General features: G+C 69.1%; 12 protein-coding genes. 7 read left to right on the forward strand and 5 right to left on the reverse strand.

The window, feature by feature from the left end:
* Positions 1–7: 7 nt before the first annotated feature.
* Positions 8–2182, reverse strand: coding sequence for a BTAD domain-containing putative transcriptional regulator (locus OG453_RS43760; RefSeq protein WP_266874398.1), 2175 nt, complete (start codon positions 2180–2182; stop codon positions 8–10).
* Positions 2183–3119: 937 nt separating this feature from the next.
* Between OG453_RS43760 and OG453_RS43765 the strand changes: the two genes are divergently transcribed.
* The 4 genes from OG453_RS43765 to OG453_RS43780 all read left to right on the forward strand — a co-directional run bounded on the left by OG453_RS43765 (position 3120) and on the right by OG453_RS43780 (position 6186).
* Complete coding sequence (locus tag OG453_RS43765; RefSeq protein WP_266874399.1) at positions 3120–3533, forward strand: nuclear transport factor 2 family protein; 414 nt, start codon at positions 3120–3122, stop codon at positions 3531–3533.
* 203 nt (positions 3534–3736) lie between these two features.
* A complete protein-coding gene (locus tag OG453_RS43770; protein WP_266874400.1) occupies positions 3737–5284 on the forward strand; it encodes an acyl-CoA carboxylase subunit beta in 1548 nt (515 codons plus the stop codon).
* Positions 5285–5362: 78 nt separating this feature from the next.
* Positions 5363–5566 carry an acyl-CoA carboxylase subunit epsilon gene (locus OG453_RS43775; protein ID WP_266874401.1) on the forward strand — a complete coding sequence of 68 codons (204 nt, stop codon included), beginning with the start codon at positions 5363–5365 and terminating at the stop codon, positions 5564–5566.
* A 101-nt stretch (positions 5567–5667) separates the two neighbouring features.
* Positions 5668–6186, forward strand: a complete 519-nt coding sequence (locus OG453_RS43780) for a flavin reductase family protein (protein WP_266874402.1) — start codon at positions 5668–5670, stop codon at positions 6184–6186.
* A 231-nt stretch (positions 6187–6417) separates the two neighbouring features.
* Here the strand turns inward: OG453_RS43780 and OG453_RS43785 are convergent, their stop codons facing one another.
* Positions 6418–8109, reverse strand: a complete 1692-nt coding sequence (locus tag OG453_RS43785; protein WP_266874403.1) for an MFS transporter — start codon at positions 8107–8109, stop codon at positions 6418–6420.
* A 126-nt stretch (positions 8110–8235) separates the two neighbouring features.
* Between OG453_RS43785 and OG453_RS43790 the strand changes: the two genes are divergently transcribed.
* Positions 8236–8853, forward strand: coding sequence for a TetR/AcrR family transcriptional regulator (locus OG453_RS43790; RefSeq protein WP_266874404.1), 618 nt, complete (start codon positions 8236–8238; stop codon positions 8851–8853).
* 451 nt (positions 8854–9304) lie between these two features.
* The gene (locus tag OG453_RS43795; protein WP_266874507.1) at positions 9305–11428 is read left to right on the forward strand and encodes a BTAD domain-containing putative transcriptional regulator; all 2124 of its coding nucleotides are present in this window, start codon (positions 9305–9307) and stop codon (positions 11426–11428) included.
* A gap of 289 nt (positions 11429–11717) precedes the next feature.
* Here OG453_RS43795 and OG453_RS43800 read toward each other — a convergent pair whose 3' ends face one another.
* Positions 11718–11915 (reverse strand): hypothetical protein, encoded by a 198-nt coding sequence (locus OG453_RS43800; RefSeq protein WP_266874405.1) that lies wholly within the window; start codon positions 11913–11915, stop codon positions 11718–11720.
* Positions 11916–12070: 155 nt separating this feature from the next.
* Between OG453_RS43800 and OG453_RS43805 the strand changes: the two genes are divergently transcribed.
* The gene (locus OG453_RS43805) at positions 12071–12772 is read left to right on the forward strand and encodes a TetR/AcrR family transcriptional regulator (RefSeq protein ID WP_266874406.1); all 702 of its coding nucleotides are present in this window, start codon (positions 12071–12073) and stop codon (positions 12770–12772) included.
* Positions 12773–12836: 64 nt separating this feature from the next.
* Here OG453_RS43805 and OG453_RS43810 read toward each other — a convergent pair whose 3' ends face one another.
* Both OG453_RS43810 and OG453_RS43815 read right to left on the reverse strand, forming a co-directional pair.
* Positions 12837–13586: a thioesterase II family protein gene (locus OG453_RS43810; RefSeq protein ID WP_266874407.1), complete on the reverse strand. Its 750-nt coding sequence runs from the start codon at positions 13584–13586 to the stop codon at positions 12837–12839.
* Between the two features lie 56 nt (positions 13587–13642).
* Positions 13643–19243, reverse strand: coding sequence for a type I polyketide synthase (locus OG453_RS43815; RefSeq protein WP_266874408.1), 5601 nt, complete (start codon positions 19241–19243; stop codon positions 13643–13645).
* Between the last annotated feature and the right edge of the window lie 86 nt (positions 19244–19329).

Consider the following 19329-nt stretch of genomic DNA (forward strand, 5'->3'; position numbering starts at 1 on the left):
GAGGCAGTCAGGGTGTGCTGTCGGCGAGGCCGGAGACCAGCCGGTTCGCGGGTGCGGCCAAAGGGCTCGCCGGCAGTCGGCGGGACGTGCCCGGCGGATCGATGGAGATGGTGGTGCAGTGCGGTGTCCCGCCACCCCAGGCCGGACGCCGGTCGAAGAGCTGCGGGCGCGCTGCGGCCACGATGAACAGGGGCCCCCGGGCCATCTCACTGCTCACCCTGCCGACGAAGTCCAGCAGGGCTTTCTCCGCCTCGTGCAGATCGTCGACGACCATGACCAGCGGGCAGTCCTGCACGATGCTTTCCAGGGGGTTCTGGCCGGAATTCAGAGACTGAGTCAGATCGATCTCCAGTGCCTCGTTTCCGTAGGGATCGAGAAGCGGACTCTTCCGCAGGTGGAAAAGGTGAGTACCACGAGCCGGCCGCCATTCCTGGTCCGGCCTGGAGGGCACCAGGAACCAGGTGTCGATCGGCTGCCCCATGGAGCGGCGCTCGAATTCCTTGAGCAGCCTGCTCTTTCCGCTACCGGGTTCTCCGATGATCGTGACCACATGAGGAGTTTCGCGGTGCCGGACGCGCTCCAGCATGCCCCGCAGGATGTCGAGTTCGATCTCCCTGTCGACCACGCCCGCCGCCGGCGGCCGCTCGGTGCGCGAGCGCGACTGGATCACCTTCCAGGCTTGCGGCGAATCGCCGACGGAGACGAAGGAAGGTGCCGAGGCGGTCAGCTGCCGGGTGTTCCCGCAGACCCAGACCTCCCCCGCGGAGGCCCGGGACAGCAGGGACTGGCACGCGTCGAGCAGAGCGCCGTCCGCCGACCGGACGGAGCCGTCGGCCTCGTAGCGCAGCAGTGCCTCTCCCGTGGATACCGCGGCCTGGACCGTCGCCTCGCCGGCTCGCCGGGCGGAGCGGTCGAGCGGAGTGACCGTGGGAGCGGTGTGGAACTCGTCCCGGATGGCCAGGGCGGCACGCACGGCTCGTTCGGCATGGTCGTGGCCCTCGTGCCCGGGCCCGAACACGGCCAGCTGTGTGAACCCTATGGAGCTGATCACCGATCCGCCCTGGCGGCCCACGAGGTCCCGGATGCGGCCGGCCAGGCGGTCACGCAGTTCGTCGCTGCCCTGCGATCGCCCGCCGCCCGTGGGCGCCCTGAGCCCGGTCTTGAGCAACAGCACGCTCACCGCGAGGCGTTGGCCCGCCGAAGCGGTGCGCTGGAGCGGCACCCGCACTCGCGTCCTGAGGCCGTGCGCGTCGGCGGAGACGTCCTTGCCGTGCTCCGTGCCCTCGTGGATCGCGTACTCGTGAACCCTGGGCCGGGCCGGGGCCGCAGCCGCCCGGGGCTGTGCGGACCGCGCCGGTGTGTGGTCCTGCGACGGGCCGGCACCTGTCCGCACAGGCGCCGGTGACGGAGCCTCGGGCTGTGACAGCTTGGGGTCCTGCGCCAGGATCGCCTGCTGAAGAGACTGCAGCTCGCGCCGCGGCTCCAGGCCGAGGTCCTCGATCAGGGATGTGCGGACCCGGCTGTAGACGCTCAGTGCGTTGGCCTGCCGGCCGCACCGGTACAGGGCCAACATCAACTGTCCGCACAGGCGCTCGCGCAAGGGCTCCGCCTCGACCATCGACTCCAGTGCCGCGAGTGCGGACTGATGCCGTCCGCAGCGGAGCTCGGCCTCGAAGTAGTCCTCCATCGCGTCGAGCCGGGCACTCTCCGCAGCGTCGAGCTCGGGCCAGTTGAACCCGCTCTCGACGAGGTCGGCCAGGGCATGGCCCTGCCAGAGGGACAGGGCGTCGCGGAGGATGACCGCGGCCTGCGCGGGGGAACCGGACTCGAGGGCGGTGCGCCCCTCCTGTATCCGGCGGTGGAAGAGGTGCAGGTCGATCTGGTCGGGTTCGACCTGCAGGACGTATCCGGGAGCCTTCGTGAGCAGGATCCCGCTCTGGCGGTCGGTGCCGCAGGCCGCGAGGGATCCGCGAAGACCCCATACGGCGTTCTGGAGGATCTTCCGTGCTGTTGTCGGCAGTGTTCCGTCTGCCCACAGCGCGTTGAGGAGTTCTCGGGTGGGGACCACTCGATTGGCGTTCAGGAGCAGATAACCGAGTGTGGCGCGCTGTTTGGTCCCGCCCAGAGCGATGGACTGACTGCCGTCGAGGACTTCCAATGGCCCGAGTATTCGAAACCACATGACTGCTCCTCAATTGACTGAATCCGTACCAGCAGATTGGTGTCTCTGTTGAGTCTGCGATGTTCGTGGTCCGGGTGAAGAGCCGGTACCGGCCCGTGGTCCGTCATCCGGTTCCGCGCAGCGGCAGACCACTGGCGGGCGTCCAGGATGTCCGGGCCGGGGGCTCGTGCCGGACCGCGGAGATGGTCCGCCCTCGCGATGGGCGGAGCGGATGAGGGATCTAGGGGGCGGATTTATCGATTCCGCAGGGCGTTAGCCGTGGGCTCTCGACGCCGGTGACGGGCGGAGCGGGCTGAAGGCCGACGAATGGTGCTGAAACGGTTGCTGCACAGACCTGTTGCAACTGCGGTATCCCCCCATGTGTGTCACCCGCTGATGCCCGAAGGCGGCAGCGGAACCCCGTGCGTGACGTACACAAGCCCCCCGGAAATCAATCCGTTTCGGCCGGTAGGGTCACCCTAACCATCGTGATGCCCTAAAACAAGTGTGACTATCCGTGTCGGTCTGTGGTATCCGACACGGGGAGGGGTCCCGTCCGCGAGGTCCCCGAGAGGGGCCGTTCCGGCCGGTCAACGCTGCTTGAGGCATCGCTCCCATTGTCCCGCCTCGGCTTGGCCATTCCGGGGTAATCGGCGTATCTGTGGCGGGTGTTCGGCGCTTTCCTGGCTGGATGTGCGGTGGTTCGGCCGGTGTAGCCTCCGGAGAGGCGGGCCGCTTTCGGACCGGCGCGCGGCTCTTGGCCCGCCGTGCCCTGCGATGTCTCGGCCGATCCGGCCGGGTCGACGTCCCACGGGACTGCGGTGCATCCACGTCCGCACGCAGGCCGGGCAGAACGTGGCGATCCCTTGACCGGCCGGGCGTGAACGGTCTGCCGGAGCCCTGTCGCACCGCCGAAGCCGGCCCCTGTCGTCATCCACCCCCAACACCGGGAGCAGTCATGACATTCACTGATGCGAAGAGCGTTGTCCTCGCCTACCTCAAGGCCATCGACGAGCGGGACCCGGAGGCCATCCAGGCGACCCTCTGGGAGGACGCCGAGTTCCGCATCCCCGGCGAGCACGCGCTTGCCGGCAGCTGGGTGGGTCTGGACGAGATCCTCAACAAGTTCATGCTGCCGCTGATGGAGCTGTTCTCCACGGAGGTCCCCTACACCATTGAGATCTCGCAGGTCATAGCAGAGGGCGACACGGTCGTGCTCGACTGCGTGGCCCGTGCCGCGTCCCGCACCGGCGAGCCCTACGAGGCGAACATCGTCTCGGTGTTCTCCATCAGGGACGGCCGGATCAAGGCCATGCGCGAGTTCTTCGACACGCAGTACTTCGTGCGGACGCTGATCGGCACCGACGGCTGAGTGGGGGCCGGGAAGGCCGAGTTACCGCCGTGTGAGCGCGCCCGCCTAGCGTCGAAGACCACTCCGCGCGGCATGTCGCGCACTCGAGACCCGCTGGGCGGGCCTGCCGCGGGTTCCCCCGGGCGGTCATCGCGGTGTCGCCTCCACCCTCTTGAGGCGAATGCCGCGCTGACCGTTCCCCGGCCGAGAGGCGGCTATCGGTAGTGACACGCAATCAGGTCTCAGAACTGCACGAGATCCGTGCGCAGGTGCTGGCCGGACCCAGCGAGAAGGCGACGAAGGCCCAGCATGCCAAGGGCAAGCTGACCGCGCGGGAGCGGATCGAGCTGCTGCTCGATGCGGGTTCGTTCCGGGAGGTCGAGCAGTTGCGCCGGCACCGGGCGACCGGTTTCGGCCTGGAGGCCAAGAAGCCGTACACCGACGGTGTCATCACCGGCTGGGGCACGGTGGAGGGCCGCACGGTCTTCGTGTACGCGCATGACTTCCGTATCTTCGGCGGCGCGCTCGGCGAGGCGCACGCCACCAAGATCCACAAGATCATGGACATGGCGATCGCGGCCGGTGCCCCGCTGGTCTCCCTGAACGACGGCGCGGGCGCCCGTATCCAGGAGGGCGTCTCCGCGCTGGCCGGGTACGGCGGGATCTTCCAGCGCAACACCAAGGCGTCGGGTGTCATCCCGCAGATCAGCGTGATGCTGGGCCCGTGCGCCGGCGGTGCGGCGTACTCGCCGGCTCTGACGGACTTCGTCTTCATGGTCCGTGAGACCTCGCAGATGTTCATCACCGGGCCGGATGTGGTGCGTGCGGTGACCGGTGAGGAGATCTCCCAGAACGGTCTGGGCGGCGCGGACGTGCACGCCGAGACCTCGGGCGTCTGCCATTTCGCGTACGACGACGAGGAGACCTGCCTCGCCGAGGTGCGCTACCTCATCGCGATGCTGCCCTCGAACAACCGCGAGAACCCGCCGGTGCACGAGTCGGACGACCCGGCGGACCGCCGCTCGGACGTGCTGCTCGACCTGGTCCCGGCGGACGGCAACCGTCCCTACGACATGGCCAAGGTCATCGAGGAGCTCGTCGACGACGGCGACTTCCTGGAGGTCCACGAGCGCTGGGCCCGCAACATCATCTGCGCGCTGGCCCGTCTGGACGGCAAGGTGGTGGGCATCGTCGCCAACCAGCCGCAGTCCCTGGCGGGTGTCCTGGACATCGAGGCCTCGGAGAAGGCCGCCCGCTTCGTCCAGATGTGCGACGCTTTCAATATCCCGATCGTGACGCTCCTTGACGTCCCCGGCTTCCTGCCGGGCGTCGACCAGGAGCACGGCGGCATCATCAGGCACGGCGCGAAGCTGCTCTACGCCTACTGCAACGCGACGGTGCCGCGGATCTCGCTGATCCTGCGCAAGGCGTACGGAGGTGCCTACATCGTGATGGACTCCCAGTCCATCGGAGCGGACCTCACCTACGCCTGGCCGACCAACGAGATCGCGGTGATGGGTGCCGAGGGCGCCGCCAACGTCATCTTCCGCCGGCAGATCGCGGCCGCCGAGGACCCCGAGGCGATGCGTGCGCGCATGGTCAAGGAGTACAAGGCCGAGCTGATGCACCCCTACTACGCCGCGGAGCGAGGCCTGGTCGACGACGTCATCGACCCGGCAGCAACCCGCGAGGTGCTCATCAGCTCCCTGGCGATGCTCCGCAACAAGCACGCCGACCTGCCGTCGCGCAAGCACGGCAACCCCCCGCAGTAATCCTGCGGTAACCCGGTGGTCACCAGGCGCCCACATCTTGGCGCCGGCATCCCTCACAGTGACGGAGGACCCTCTCCCATGACCATTGTTTCTGCTGCTCACACGCTGCTGCGTGTCGAGAAGGGGCACGCCGAGCCCGAGGAACTCGCGGCCATCGCCCTGATCCTGATGGCCCGTGCGGCCGCGCCCGGCCCAACTGCGGCCCACCGCCCGCGGTCCCGGGCCGGCTGGCGCCGGCTGGAACGTGAGCGCGGGTTCCGTGCCCCGCACAGCTGGCGCTGAACACTCCTGCCGCCGAGCCGCTCCCCACCATGTGACGATGACTGGCTCTCCAGGTCCGGATGCCAAGGTCTGACAGAGGATGACTCGACCAGGAGGTCAGTATGGGCACGACTTCGCCCGCCCGCCGTCATGCAGACATGGAGGCGCCGCCCGTCAGTTCGGGAATGCTCCGCAATGTGCTGCGCGAGGTTCCGACGGCCGTCACCGTGGTCACGGCGACAACAGGGGACAGGCCGGCGGGGTTGACCGTGGGGTCGTTCGTGTCGGTGTCCCTGGATCCGCCGCTGATCGGGATCTTCGTCGACGAGAAGTCCTCCAGCTGGCCGGAGATGCGGAACTCGGCGACCTTCACCGTCAACGTCCTGTCGGGCGATCAGCAGGAGCTGTGCGCACGGTTCGCGGCCAGCGGCAGGGACAAGTTCGCAGGGCTGCCGCTGCAGAAGTCACCTCTGGGGAACCCCTTGCTGCCCGGCATCGCCGCGTGGCTCGACTGCCGGGTCGTGGAGGTGCGCAAGCTGGGGGACCATCACTTCGCCCTGGCGCGAGTGGCCGGTCTGGGGACGACCGCGGCAACCACGTCGATCGTCTTCCACCGCGGCACCCTGCACGCCATCCCGTGAGACCGCCGTGCACGCGCTTGACGGACGGCGTCGGGGCGGCGGTCGGGCCGCGTCACCGCTGACAAGGCGGTGCATCAACCCAGCATCGGCAGGCACCTGTTCGCGGTGCCTGCCGACGCGGTGATACGACTCGAGTTGCCCGGCCGGCGACCGAGCCGGCCCCCTGCGGCCCCCCCCCGGCACGGCCTCGACCAATCGCCGAGGACACCGCTGGATGCGCCGGGGAGGCGATCAGCCGGTTCGCGTGGGCAGCGGAGCCGGCTGCGGCTCGGGGTGGGCTTCCTCTTCTGCGGGCGGCTGCGGCTCGGTGGATTTCCGAGGCATGAGCAGGGCGACGACCAGGGCGCCGGCGCCGAGGGTGACCGCGCCGATCAGGCTCGTCTGGGACACCGCGTCGGAGAAGGCGGATCCGACCGCGTCGGCCATCTGGGTCGAGCCCTGGGCGATTTCCGCAGCCTGCTGCTTGAGCTTGGCAGCGTCGGCGGGCGAGGCGGCATGGGCGGCCTGCTCGGTCAGTTGCTGTGCCCTCTCCTGGAAGGACTGTGCCACGGCGTTGCCCGCGGCGACCGAGTCCTTCGCGGCCTCCAGCGCCTCCGGCGGCACCTTGCGCCCCTCGGTTGCGTCGGTGAGATTCGCCGCGTACGAGGAGGCGAGCGCCGAGCCGAGCACGGCGATTCCGAGCGACCCGCCGAGTTCGAGCGAGGTGTCGTTCACGGCGCCGCCGACGCCGAGTTCCGACTCCGGGAAGGCGCCCATGATCGTGTCCGTGCAGGGGGAGACGGCGAGGCCCAGGGAGAGGCCGAGCAGGGCGAGCGGAGCCACGAAGTCCGAGTACGTGGAGCTCCCGTCGGTGCTGATGAGCAGCGCCAGGGCCGTCGTGCCGCCCACCATGCCCACGGTCACCATGATGCGCGCGCCGAGGCGCGGTGCCAGCACGCCGGTGGTCGCAGCGCCCAGAAAGACCCCGAGCGCGAGCGGCAGCATGCGGATGCCGGTCTCCAACGGGTCGTAGTCCAGGACGAATTGGAAGTGCTGCGTGAGGTAGTAGAAGACGCCGAACACGGCGAGGAAGAAGACCGCGATGGCGAGGTTCGCGGCGGCGAAAGCGCGCTGGGTGAACTTCCGCACGTCAAGGATCGGCCGCGGGTGGCGCAGCTCCCACCAGACGAACAGGAGCAGGCCGAGCCCGGCGATCGCCGCGGCGGTGATCGCCGACTTGCCCCAACCGAAGTGGGGACCGTCGATGATCATGTAGATCAGGGCGCCGGACCAGATCACCGAGAGCACGCCGCCGCCGTAGTCGATCCGGCCGCGGTCGCCGGCCCTGGACGGCGGCACCAAGACGTACGCCGCCAGGACCGCGACGACGCACGCCGGAACGTTGATCAGGAACGTGGACTCCCAGCCGTTGTCCTTGAGGAGTACGCCCGCGATCAGCGGCCCGGCGGCGATGGAGAGGCCCGAGGTCGCCGCCCAGATGGTGATGGCCTTGGCCCGCTCCTCGCGCGGGAACGTCGCCGCGAGCAGCGAGAGCGTCGCGGGCATGATCATGGCGGCGCCGAAGCCCATGACCGCGCGGACGACGATGACTTGGGCCGAGGTGTCCGCGAAGGCGCCGGCCACGCCGCCCGCGGCCATGATGAGCAGCCCGAGCACGAGCGAGCCGCGGCGGCCGTACTTGTCGCCGATCGCGCCGAGCAGCAGCATCAGCGCGGCGTACGGAACGGTGTACGCGTCGATGACCCACTGCAGGTCGGAGCTGGACAGATCGAGATCGCGGGTCATGGCTGGTGCTGCAACCGTCAGGGCGGTGTTCGCCATGACCGAGATCATCAGACTCAGGCAGAGCACCAGCAGCGCCCACCAGCGACGGGCGTACGGTCGGCTCATCCGCTCGACCGGCTCTTTGACGAGTAACGGCATGGGGCCCCTCCGTTCTTGGTTCCGGCTCTGCGGCTGACGGGCAGCGGGTGCAGAGCGGCGCAACAAGCAGTTGCACACACCTGTGCAATGTAGCGGTACTTGCACATGCCTGTACAACTAGGAGTCATGACGACCCCACACGCCTCGGGCCTCCGGGCCTTAGCCAACCGTCGACGCATCCTCGACATCGCCCACGCCGAACTGCTTCGTGCTCCGGACGCATCCATGAATCAGATCGCCCGCGCGGCGGGTGTCGCGCGGCGCACGGTCTACGGGCACTTCCCCAGCCGCGACACGCTGGTCGCCGCGCTCATCGGCGAGGCCATCGAGTCGGTGGAGCAGGCCCACGTCGTGGGCCGTGAAGGGGTGGCGGATCCCGTCGAGGCGCTGGCCCGCTCGCTTCTCGCCGTCTGGGAGGTCGTCGACCGCTACCGCCTCCTGCTCGCCCTCGCCCCGCAGAGCCTCACGATGAAGGGCATCCGCGACCGCCTCGGCGTCGTCCATGAGGCCGGGACGCGCCTCATCCAACGCGCCCTGGACGAAGGGACGTTCACTTCGCCGTTGCCGGCGGAGGGATTGCGCTACGTCCTGGAAGGGGTGTTGTTCTCGGTGATGGAGGCCACCAACAGCGGGCATGTGCGCCCCGAGGAGGCGGGCCGGGCCACCACGGTCACGTTCCTGTGTGCCGCGGGCATGCCGCACCATCGCGCCGTCGAGTTGCTGGCCAGGATTCTGGACCGGTGAGACCCCGTGCCGCGGGGGTGTCACCTCGACGCCCTGCGGCACCGATATTCTCCCTGCACCCCGGTTGCACACCGGAGAATACACGGTCGGAAACTTGACGTGTCTCGGAATGACAGCCCCGATTACCTGCGTAAAGAGGGCCGAGTTGCAATGCGATGACCGCACAGTGGGCGGTCGGTCAGGGTGATGGGATACACATCGTGCGCCCACTGTCCGCTCATCGCGCTGTCTGTTTCCGTCCCGCCCGGCTTTCCGGTCAGGGGGCAGAAACTATTAGCCTTGTTTCAATCCCTCACTACCGTTAGGTTGACAGTCGTCCGTGGCGCCCCTAGGCGCCTATATGCGGACCGCCATCGAAGCCCTCCATCGTCGCAGCATCGCGCTGCCGTGGGAAGAGCAACTGAATCCTAAATTGATCTCAGGCAAACGGGGAGTCCTGATGTGGTTTCGTATGCTTGGCCCTCTGGAAGTCATCAAGGACGGACGATCTATAGCTCTGGGCGGAACCAAGCAGAGAGCCACTCTGGCCTACTTGCTGCTGAATGCGAATCGCGTGGTGCCCACCTCCGAACTACTGAATGCATTGTGGGCGGAAGAGAAGGCTCCGGCAACAGCGCGTAAAATTCTGCAAAATTCTGTCTGGGGGCTGCGCCGGGCATTAGCGGCCCATCAGGCCGGGCCCTGGTCCGAGATTCTGGTGACGAAGACACCGGGATACATGATCCAGGTCGACCCTGACCAGGTCGATCTCCATGTGTTCCATCAGCAGACCGCCGAGGGGCGGGCCGCCCTTGAGGCGGGATTCCCGGACAAGGCGGCGAGGACCCTCAAGGGCGCGCTGGACCTGTGGCAGGGCCAGGCCCTCACCGACCTCGCGGAGGCCGGGTTCCGCTGGCCCCAGCTCACCGCCGCGGGGAACACGCGGCTCGACACGATCGAGGACCACTTCGAGGCTGAACTGCAGTGCGGGCGGCACCAGTCGACGCTCGGTGCACTGGAGTCGATGGTCGAGTCCGAGCCGCTGCGCGAACGCATGTGTGGCCAACTCATGCTGGCGCTCTACCGCTGCGGCCGGCAGGCGGACGCCCTGGATGTCTACGGTCGCCTGCGGACCTTGTTGATCGACAACCTGGGTCTGGAGCCCCGGCGTGAACTCCAGGCGCTTCAGCACGCCATCTTGAACCACGATGCCGGACTGTCCCCGTCCGGGCCCTCCCCGTCCGGGCCCTCCGTGTCCGGACCCTCCGTGTCCGGACCCTCCGTGTCCGCCGAGGGTGACGCAGGCGTCCGCTCCTGCGGGGCTTCGACCGCGGACCGGGAAGCGGCCGAGCCGGGGGCGGACTTCCCCGAACCGGTTGCGCGGGCGACCGAGATGCCGGCGCCTCCTCATGTCGTGGCCCTTCCGCCCCCGTCGCCCGCGCCGGCTGTTGCGACAGCACCGACGGGGACGCGCCGTGTCGTGAGCGTGCTTCTCCTGAGGCTGGACTTCGGGCCTGCGCCGGAAGCCTCGCCGTCAGGCGAGAACGACGACCTGCGCGATGGCATGGCCGACCGCGTCCGCGGCCTCGTCGCCGCGTTCGACGGCGCGGTCATCGGCTCGCTCGGCTCCACCCACCTGGCGGTCTTCGACGCCCTGGACTCGGGCGGCAACCACGCATGGTCCGCCGTGCGCGCTGCCATGGCGATCCGCAACGAACTCCACGCCAAGGGCTCCTCCGCCCCGCTCTCGCGACCGGGTCAGGAACGGTGCGGTCCCACGCTCCACGCCGCGGTGGCGACCGGAGAGGCATGCTTGCGGTACGGCGGGAGCGGGGACACCGGGGCGGGGTGGTCTGCAGACGGGGAACCGCTCGACGAGAGCCAGTTCCTGCTGGGCCATGCCGAGTCCGGCGAGATACTGGTGTGCGGGAAAACGCGTCAGATGACGGCTTCGGCCGTGTACTACGACAGTGCGGGCGACATCGAGCGCGCGTGGAAGGCCACAGAGGAACGCACCCGTTTCCCCGGGGTCCAACTCGGCCCCGCCGACCGGGAGGTCGAACTCGACGTCCTGCACGGCCTGTGGCACCGGGTGCGCCATCACGGCACGCCCCATGTCGTCACCGTCCTCGGCGGCCCCAACACCGGCAAGAGCCAACTGCTCAAGGAATTCGAGCGCCGCATCCTGGACCTGCCGATCCCGCCCCGGTTCCTCTCGTACTCCGTGCCCTGCCAGTCGCCGGGGCGGCTGTACGGGGCGGAGGCCCTGGCCGAGCTCGTGGGTCTGCTGGACCGTGAGGTGTTGTCCGGCGGTTCGGCGGAGCCGCGTCCGGTCGTGATAGCCATCGACGACCTGCATCTGACCGACGAAACGCTCCTGGACTATGTGGGCAACGTGTGCGGCGGGACGGCCAGCGGGCCGGTGTTCGTCGTCACGACGGCACGCCCGGAACTCTTCCGCAGGCGGCCGGCCTGGGGCGGCGGGATGTCGCTCATCACATCCCTCTCCCTGGACCCTCCGGCCCTGTTCGTCAGGAACGTCCTGAGGGATACCCGCCTCGGCACATCCGACGCACCGGGCCGCGGCGGCAACTGACTGCCGGTGCCGGGCTCGTAGGGAGGCCCGTCGCGGGCCGGGCCTCCGGCAGCCGATGAACAGATGCGCCCGTATCGCGAACTCACCTATCGCGAACTCACCTGTGGCGCTGCGCGGCCCCGGACGGAGTGCGTGCGCAGCGCCGTCTCGGTGACCACCGCTTCCTGTCTCTGCTCGGCGAATCAGCGCCCAGGGCACTTGGAGATCGGCACCGGGACGACAGGCGCGCAGCCGCACGGGGGGACGGCTGCGCACCAGCTTTCAGGGTTTTGCCGCGACGGGGTCCGGGTCAGCTCTGCCGCGCCTCCTGCAGGACCCCTTCGCTGACGGCGTTTCCGGTCACCGCCGCGTCCAACACGTCCATCAGCCGGGCGATCTGCGCGTCCCTCAGGGAGAGGGCCCGGGAAACTCCCCAGGCGCTTCCCGCGACAAGGACGAGAGCCGTCGCCGCGAACCGCCAGTCCTCAAAGCTCTTCAGCATCGTCATCCCGGTGCCTTGACTATGGACAGTACGAGTTCTACTCAGTAATATTCGAACCACTGACTTAACTTACGAGCTATAACAAACCATAGGCTAGCTACCATGTCAATGCCTACGAGTGCGAGGACGAAGCGATGGGCCAGCAAACGTCAAGTCCCTGGGTGAAACGGCGCCGGCAGGCCACACTTCGCGAGATCCGCACGACAGCCCGCCACCTGCTGCGCGAGCACGGGCCGACGGGAGTGACGGTCAATGCCGTGGCCCGGGAGATGGGCATGAGCGGCCCCGCCGTGTACCGCTACTACGTCAGCCATGACGCCCTGGTCGAAGCGATCATCACCGACTTCTATCAGGAGCTCACCTCGACGATGCTGGCGGCGCGGGACACCTGTTCCCCCGAACTCCCCGGCAGGCGGCTGCTGTTGACGTGCCGGGCGATGCGCGCCTGGGCCATCGACCACCCCAGCGAGTTCAGCTGGATGTTCGCCAGCCCCGTGATGTCGGCGGTCAAGCCGGACGAGGAGTCCCCCCGGCAGCAGGCCGGGCAGCAGTTCGAGAGTGTCTTCCTCGACCAGCTCGCGGACGTATGGAAGCAAGCCCCTTACCCGGTGCCGGCCTTTGACGACCTGGCACCATCCATCCAGCTGCAGATGAACGAATACTCGGCCCGGACGAACACCGCGCTCCCGCCCGAGGCCCTGCATCTGTTCCTGTCGAGCTGGATCAAGCTCTACGGCCTGCTGTGCATGGAGATCCTCCGCCAGCTCGACTTCGCCTACAGCGACCTCGAGCCGGTATTTGAGGAGAACCTGTACGAGCTGTGCGCCATGCACAATCTGACGTACGAGCCCCCCTCCAAGTAGCACCCGCCCCGGCGGAAGCGGGCCCTCCCTGCAAAAGCCCTCCGCCCGTCCGGCCGGCGGCAGGTCAGGAGGAGAGCAGCGACTCTCGCACCGCTGCCGCGACCTGCTGGACCTGGTCCTGGAGATAGAAGTGGCCGCCGGGGAAGACGCGCACCTCGGTGGGGGCCGAGGTGAGGCCCTGCCACTGCGCCGCCTCTTCCGGCGAGACGAGCGGGTCCGCCTCCCCGGTCAGCACCGTGACCGGGCAGTCCAGCGAGGCGCCCGGGGTCATGCGGTACGCCGCAAGCGCCCGGTAGTCGGCCCGCACCGCCGGCATGATCATCGAGACCATCTCGGGGTCGTCCAGGATGTCCTTGCCGACACCCCCCAGCCGGTGCAGCTCGGTCAGCAACTCCTCGGCCCCGGACAGCAGATCGCCGGGGCGCGGCCCCGCCAGCGGAGCGGCACGGCCGGAGACGAACAGGCGCGTGAGTTCCTTCGACGGCTGGTCCCCACGCAGCGACACCGCCGCTTCGAAGGCCACGAGCGCGCCCATGCTGTGCCCGAAGAACGCGCACGGACGCCCGTCCGAGAGGATCGCGCCCAGCTCCGCGTTGACGGCCTCGGCCATACGGGGAATCTCCTCGACCGGCTGCTCCCTGTGGCGGTCCTGGCGGCCCGGGTACTGCACCCCCAGCACCTCGACATCTGGTGCCAGCGCCCGCGCGAGCCCCGTGAAGGAGGTGACGGCGCCGCCCGCATGCGCAAAGCACACCAGCCGGAGGTCCCCCTGGCCCGTCACCCCCATCCGCCGTATCCAGTGGCTGCTGCCCATGGTCGATGCCCTCTTCCTGTTGTCTGTGTCGGTGTCCGGGGCAGGCGGATGCGCCGCTACTCGGCCCCGTCGATCAGCGCGAAGAGCTCTTCGTCGCTGGCGGAATCGAGGTCGTCGGTGGAATCGGGGTCGTCGTCCAGCCCGGCCCCGGTCAGTTCCAGGAGCCGCTGCAGCTGTTCGGTGATCTGCCGCCGCAGCGCCTCGTCATCCCCGACGCCCCGGATGCGCTCCTCCAGCCCGCCCAGAGTGGTGAGCAGGGTGTGAGGTGCGGGGGTGTGCTGGACGGTGAGCTGTCCGTCGAGGAGCCGGGCCAGTGCGTCGACGGAGGGGTAGTCGAAGACGACGGTGTTGGCCAGGCGCAGTCCGCTCAGTGCGTTCAGCCGGTTCCGCAGCTCCACCGCGTTGAGGGAGTCGAAGCCCAGTTCCTGGAAGGCACGGTCCGTCTCGATCTCCCGCGGGTCCTCATGGCCCAGGATCCCGGCCACCACACTGCGCACCAGATCGGTCAGGACCCGCTCGCGCTCGCCCGGGGTCAGGCCCGCCAGCCGCGCAGCCAGCGCCTGCGCCTCCCCGCCGGTCTCGCCTCCGGCCGGGGACCGCCGCCGGCGCTGCGCGGGCACGAGGCCCTGGAGCAGTGCGGGCACGCTGTCACCGCGCTGGTGCAGGGCGCCGGTGTCGATGCCGGTGAGGGCCACCACCGGTTCGTCCGCCGCCAGGGCGGCGTCGAACAGGGTCATGGCCTGTGAGGACGGCATCGCTTTCAGTCCCATGCGGTTCAGTCGTCGCAGGTCGGTGTCGCTCAGGTCGCCGCTGATGCCGCTGGATTCCTCCCACAGGCCCCAGGCCATGGACACGGCGGGCAGTTCCTGGGCCCGGCGCATGGAGGCGAGTGCGTCCAGGAAGGTGTTGCCTGCTGCGTAGTTGGCCTGGCCCGCCGTGCCGAACAGGCCGGCCAGTGAGGAGTACAGGACGAAGGCCTTCAGGTCGAGCTCGCGGGTCAGCTCGTGCAGGTTCCAGGCGCCGTCGACCTTGGGCCGCAGTACCCGCTCCAGTTGTTCCTGGCTCATCTCGGACAGCAGGCCGTCCTCGGCCACACCGGCCGTGTGCACGACACCTGTCAGCGGGTGGTCTGCGGGCACACGCGCCAGCGCGTCGGTGAGGGCTTGGCGGTCGGCGACGTCGCAGGCGGCGAGGGTGACCTGTGCGCCGAGTTCTTGAAGTTCGGCGCGCAGTTCCCGGGCTCCGGGGGAGGTTTCGCCGCTGCGGCTGAGCAGCAGCAGGGACTGCACCTTGTGTTCGGTCACGAGGTGGCGGGCCACGATGGCGCCCAGGGTGCCGGTGGCGCCGGTGATCAGGACGGTGCCCTCACCCCAGTCCGGGCCCGCGCCGGTTGCGGCGGCGGGCACCAGACGCGGCGCCAGCAACTGCCCCTGACGCACGGCAACTTGCTCAAGCCCCGAGCCTGCGAGGGTCTGCAGGAGTCCGGCCACCTCGTCGGAGCCGGCCTGGGCCGGGCTCTCCTCCAGGTCGGCCAGGACGATCCGGCCCGGATGCTCCGACTGTGCCGAGCGCAACAGCCCCCACACCGCGGCGCCCGCCAGGTCGGTTACGCCCTCGCCGTTGACCGCGTCCAGCGCGCCCCGTGTCACCACGATCAGCCGCGAGTCCTCGAACCGGGCATCGCCCAGCCACGTCCGCAGCCATTGCAGAACCCCGCCCACCACACCACGCACCCCACCAGCAACATCCACGGAGGCAGAGGTCCGGCCGGATATCAGCGGTGCGGCGACCACGGCGGGTACGGACGCTTCGCCCCGGTCCACGGCCGAGGCGAGTGCTGCGAGATCGGCGTACGCAGGTGCGTCCGGCAGCGATTCCCCCAGAAGATTTTCCGTGTCTCCCAGGACGGCCCAGCTGCCGGTCGGCTCGTCGGCCGTGCCGGGCCCGACCGCCTCCCACTTCATGAGGAACTGGTCGTCGCCGCGCGTTCCGCCCGCCTCGGCCAGGGCTTCCTTCGACACCGGACGCAGTGCCAGCGACTCCACGGAGGCGACCAGCGCACCGGTCTCGTCGACCGCGGTCAGCGAGACCTCCGAGACGGCGGCGCCGGGGTCCGGCAGCGAGAGCCTAACGCGCAACGAGGCGGAGCTGGCGCCGTACACATTCACACCACCCCAGGCGAACGGCAGCTGCGACTGATCGTCCTGCGTGACGATCCCGGGCAGCAGCGGGTGCAGCGCCGCGTCCAGCAGCGCGGGGTGCACCACATACCGGGGCGCGTCCGCGCGGCAGTCTTCCGGAAGGAGGATCTCGGCGTACACCTCGCCGTCGCCCCGCCACACGCGGCGCATCCCCCGGAACGCAGAGCCGTACGCGTAGCCCCGGTCGATCAGCCGCTCGTAGGCGCCGTCGAGCGGCACTTCCGTAGCGCCTTCGGGCGGCCACACCGTGAGGCCCGCGGCCGCGGAGGCATCGGCTCCGGCTTCCTTCGTTCCGAGGGTTCCTTCGGCGTGCACCTTCCACGTGCGGTCCAAGTCGCCGTCCGCGTCGGCGGAACGGGAGAAGACGCTGATCTCGCGTCGACCGGCGTCGTCGGGTGTGCCCACACGTACGGACACCTGGATCCCGCCGTGCTCCGGCAGCACCATCGGCGCGATGAGGCGCAGTTCCTCGACCCGGTCGCAGCCGACTTCGTCGGCCGCGCGGGCGGCGAGTTCGAGAAGGCCCGTACCCGGCACGAGAACCATGTCGTGGATGGTGTGGTCGTTGATCCAGGGGTGGGTGTGCTGTGAGAGGTGTCCGGTGAGGACGATCTCGTCGGTGCCGGCCAGGGCGAGGGCGGCGCTGAGCATCGGGTGCTCGATGTTCTCCAGCCCGAGTGCGGCCGGGTCCGCGGGGGAGGCCGTCTCCTCCAGCCAGTAGCGCTGGCGCTGGAAGGGGTAGGTGGGCAGGGCGACACGTCGGGCGGCAGGCAGGACCATCTGCCAGTCGATGCGGACGCCACGGGTGTGCAGCTGGCCCAGGAGCAGGACGAGGGTGATGAGTTCGTCCTGCTTACGGCGCAGGGCCGGAGCCACCACACCCAGACCGCCCTCCGTCCCGGACGCGATCATGGCGCTGAGGATGCCGTCGGGGCCGATTTCCACGAAGTCGGCCACACCCTCCTTTCGCAGGGTCTGTATGGCGTCGTGGAAGCGGACGGTGTTGCGGAGTTGGTTGACCCAGTAGTCGGGTGTGGTCAGTTCGTCGGGGGTGGTGAGTGTGCCGGTGAGGGTGGAGATGAGGGGGATGGTGGGGTTGTTGAGGTTGAGGGTGGTGAGGGTTTGGCGGTATTCGTCGAGGGCTGTGTCCATGTGGGGGGAGTGGAAGGCGTGGCTGACGCGGAGGTGTGTGGTGCGCCAGCCGCGTTGTTGCCATTGGTGGTTGAGGTGGTTGAGGGTTTTGGTGTCGCCGGAGACGACGGTGGCCTGGGGTCCGTTGACTGCGGCGATGTCGATGCCGGTCAGGCCGGTGAGGTCGTGGAGGATGTCTTTTTCGGGGGCTGCGACGGCGATCATGGTGCCGTCGTTGCGGGCTGCGGCCATGAGGCGGCCGCGGGTGGTGACGAGGGTGGCGGCGTCTTTGAGGGACATGACTCCGGCGATGTGGGCTGCGGTGATTTCGCCGATGGAGTGGCCGGTGACGTAGTCGGGGCGTATTCCCCAGTTTTCCAGGGTTCGGTAGAGGGCTACTTCGATGGCGAAGAGTGCGGGCTGGGTGTATTCGGTGCGGTCCAGCAGGTCTGCGTCCGGGTCTGTCTCGGTTGCGAACATGATGTCGCGCAGGGGACGGTCCAGCAGCGGGTCGAGGTGTTTGCACACGTCGTTGAGTGCGGAGGCGAACTGGGGTATGTGGGCGGCGAGTTCACGGCCCATGCCCAGCCGCTGCGCACCCTGACCCGAGAACACGAAGCCCAGCCGCCCGGAGCGGGCGCGCTCCTGCACCACCACACCCGGATCGGACGCGCCTGTGGCCAACGCCTTCAGAGCCGCCAGCTGTTCGTCCCCGTTCCGGCCTGCGACGACCGCGCCCGCCTCGAGCAACGCACGGCTCGACACCAGCGACCAGGCCACGTCCGCCGCATCCGCCACGCCCAGGAGGCCACCACGCTCGATGTGTTCGGCCAGGCGGGCCGCCTGAGCACGCACCGCTTCCGTCGAACGCCCCGACAACACCCACGGCACCACCGCACCAACAGCCTTGTCCCGGACCTGTTCCTGCTCCCCGGATTCCTCGGGAGCCGCCTCCAGGATCACGTGTGCGTTGGTGCCGCCGAGGCCGAAGGAGGAGACGGCGGCGCGGGCGGGGCGCTCGCCGGTGTGTGGCCATGGCTGTGCTTCGAGGAGGAGTTGCATGGCGGCGGTGTCCCAGTCGATGTGGGGGGTGGGTTCATCGACGTGGAGGGTGCGGGGCAGGGTGCCGTGGCGCATGGCCTGCACCATTTTGATGACTCCGCCGACGCCGGCGGCGGCCTGGCTGTGGCCGATGTTCGATTTCAGGGAGCCGAGGTAGAGGGGGCGGTCCTTGGCGCGGTTGTGGCCGTAGGTGGCCTGCAGGGCCTGTGCTTCGATGGGGTCGCCCAGGCGTGTGCCTGTGCCGTGTGCCTCGACTGCGTCGATGTCGCCGGGGTTGAGTCCGGCGTCGGCCAGGGCGTCGCGGATGACCCGTTCCTGTGAGGGGCCGTTGGGTGCGGTGAGGCCGTTGGACGCGCCGTCCTGGTTCACGGCCGAGCCCCGCAGCACTCCCAGTACGTCGTGGCCCAGTCGTTGTGCGTCCGAGAGGCGTTCCAGCAGCAGAACTCCCGCGCCTTCGGCCCAGCCCGTGCCGTCCGCGGCCGCCGCGAACGACTTGCACCGGCCGTCGGCCGCCAGACCCCGCTGCCGCGAGAACTCCACGAACGACACGGGAGTGGACAGCACGGTGACACCGCCGGCGAAGGCCAGATCGCACTCGCCCCGGCGCAGAGCCGTCGCCCCCATGTGCATGGCGACCAGCGACGAGGAGCACGCCGTGTCCACGGACACGGTCGGGCCTTCGAACCCGAACGTGTAGGCCACTCGACCTGCGGCGATGCTGCCCATGCTGTTGCTGACGAGGTTTCCTTCGTAGCCCTCCTTGGGGAGGTTGGGACGCGCTCCGTAGTCGTGGTACATCTGGCCGACGAACACGCCGGTGCGGCTGCCGCGCAAGGTGGCCGGCACCACGCCTGCGTTCTCCATCGCCTCCCAGGTGGTCTCGAGGAGCAGCCGCTGCTGCGGGTCCGCCACCGTGGCCTCGCGCGGAGACATCCCGAAGAAGGAAGGGTCGAAGCCGCTCACGTCGTCGAGGAAGCCGCCCTCGCTCACGTACGACTTGCCCACGCTGTCCGGATCGGGGTCGTGCAGGTCTTCGCGCCAGCCGCGATCCGTCGGGAACGGTGAGACCGCGTCGACGCCCTGGTCGACCAGGTTCCACAGGCTCTCGGGATCCGTCACACCGCCCGGATAGCGGCAGGCCATCCCCACGATCGCGATCGGCTCCCGCGCCTTCTCCTCCACCTCACGCAGCCGGCCCCGCGCGTCCCGCGCATCGGCTATCGCGCGCTTGAGGTACTCCCGGAGTTCCTTCTCGTCCGCCATCAGAATCCAACCCTTCAAAGTTCATGTGTGAGGTGAAGCGGGGCGTCCGGGCAGGCGGCCGGCCGGTCAAGGCCGGCCGGCCGCCT

Origin of the sequence: Streptomyces sp. NBC_01381 (assembly GCF_026340305.1) — a bacterium.
Classification (GTDB): domain Bacteria; phylum Actinomycetota; class Actinomycetes; order Streptomycetales; family Streptomycetaceae; genus Streptomyces.